The organism is Streptomyces sp. NPDC019531 (assembly GCF_044903305.1).
GTDB lineage: Bacteria > Actinomycetota > Actinomycetes > Streptomycetales > Streptomycetaceae > Streptomyces.
In genome coordinates this window covers 1-1,834 of sequence record NZ_JBJDQL010000134.1, presented here as the reverse complement: position 1 = coordinate 1,834, position 1,834 = coordinate 1, and the positions used below count along the sequence as shown (strand labels likewise).

The window sequence follows — 1,834 nt, the reverse complement described above, 5'->3', positions numbered from 1 at the left end:
GGAAACGGTCTGATAAGAGACACCGGCATACTCTGCGACATCGTATAACGTTACTGGTTTCACATTCACCACCCTGAATTGACTCTCTTCCGGGCGCTATCATGCCATACCGCGAAAGGTTTTGCGCCATTCGATGGTGTCCGGGATCTCGACGCTCTCCCTTATGCGACTCCTGCATTAGGAAATTAATACGACTCACTATAGGGGAATTGTGAGCGGATAACAATTCCCCTGTAGAAATAATTTTGTTTAACTTTAATAAGGAGATATACCATGGGCAGCAGCCATCACCATCATCACCACAGCCAGGATCCGGGGGACGAAAACCTCTATTTCCAGTCGGTGACCGACCGCACCCCAGACCAGGCCGGGACCGACCGGATCGGCGACGGCACCCGCGCCGTGCGCGCCGGACTGCCCGAGCCCGTCAAGAACGAACCGCCCCTGCCCGGCCCCGTCTTCGCCGCGCATTTCCACCTCCCGGGCGACGTCGAGGGCCCGTACACGTACGGCCGCGACACCAACCCCACCTGGACGCTGCTGGAGCGGGCCATCGGGGAGCTGGAGGCGCCCGGCGCGGACGGCGCGCAGACCGTCGTCTTCGCCTCCGGGATGGCCGCGATCTCCGCCGTCCTCCTCTCCCAGACGCGCACCGGCGACACCGTCGTCCTCCCCGACGACGGCTACCAGGCGCTGCCCCTGCTCCGGGAGCAGCTGGAGGCCTACGGGGTCCGCGTACGCACCGCACCGACCGGGAACGACGCCCAGCTCGGCGCTCTCGAAGGCGCCCGGCTGCTGTGGATCGAAACCCCCTCCAACCCGGGACTCGACGTCTGCGACGTACGCCGCCTGGTCGAGGCCGCCCACGCCGGCGGCACGCTCGTCGCCGTCGACAACACCCTGGCCACCCCGCTCGGCCAGCGGCCCCTGGAACTCGGCGCCGACTTCTCCGTCGCCAGTGGCACCAAGGGCCTGACCGGCCACGGTGATCTGCTGCTCGGCTACGTCGTCTGCCGCGACCCCGAGCTCGCCGCGGCCGTCCGCCGCTGGCGCAAGATCGTCGGCGCGATCCCTGGTCCCATGGAGGCCTGGCTCGCCCACCGTTCCCTGGCCACCATCCAGCTGCGCGCCCAGCGCCAGTGGGCCAACGCCCTGGCCGTCGCCGAAGCGCTGGCCGGCCGCGGCGAGGTCACCGGGCTGCGCTACCCGGGGCTGCCCTCGGACCCCTCCCACAAGACCGCCGCCCGGCAGATGGCCGGCTTCGGCTCGGTCGTCTCCTTCACCCTGCCCGACCGCCGGCACGCGGAACGGTTCATGAGCGCCCTGCGCCTGGTCGAGGACGCCACCAGTTTCGGCGGCGTACGGTCCACCGCGGAGCGGCGCGGACGGTGGGGAGGCGACGCGGTGCCGGAGGGTTTCATCCGCTTCTCCGCGGGCGCCGAGGACACCGAGGACCTGGTCAGCGACGTACTGCGGGCCCTGGACGCGGCGGGCCCGGCCGGCTGATAACATTTAAGTAAGTACTCGAGTCTGGTAAAGAAACCGCTGCTGCGAAATTTGAACGCCAGCACATGGACTCGTCTACTAGCGCAGCTTAATTAACCTAGGCTGCTGCCACCGCTGAGCAATAACTAGCATAACCCCTTGGGGCCTCTAAACGGGTCTTGAGGGGTTTTTTGCTGAAACCTCAGGCATTTGAGAAGCACACGGTCACACTGCTTCCGGTAGTCAATAAACCGGTAAACCAGCAATAGACATAAGCGGCTATTTAACGACCCTGCCCTGAACCGACGACAAGCTGACGACCGGGTCTCCGCAAGTGGCACTTTTCGGG

The 1,834-nt window shown here is 65.4% G+C and carries 2 protein-coding genes; one reads left to right on the top strand and one right to left on the bottom strand.

Going from position 1 to position 1,834, the window contains the following annotated elements; genetic code table 11:
- Positions 1-63 (bottom strand): LacI family DNA-binding transcriptional regulator (locus ACI2L1_RS45150; protein ID WP_202863478.1); only part of this gene is annotated, 63 nt, incomplete at its 3' end.
- 279 nt (positions 64-342) lie between these two features.
- On the opposite strand from ACI2L1_RS45150, the gene ACI2L1_RS45145 reads away from it, so the two are divergent.
- Entirely contained in the window at positions 343-1,506 is a 1,164-nt protein-coding gene (locus ACI2L1_RS45145) for a cystathionine gamma-lyase (protein ID WP_100581298.1), read from the top strand.
- Positions 1,507-1,834: the final 328 nt, after the last annotated feature.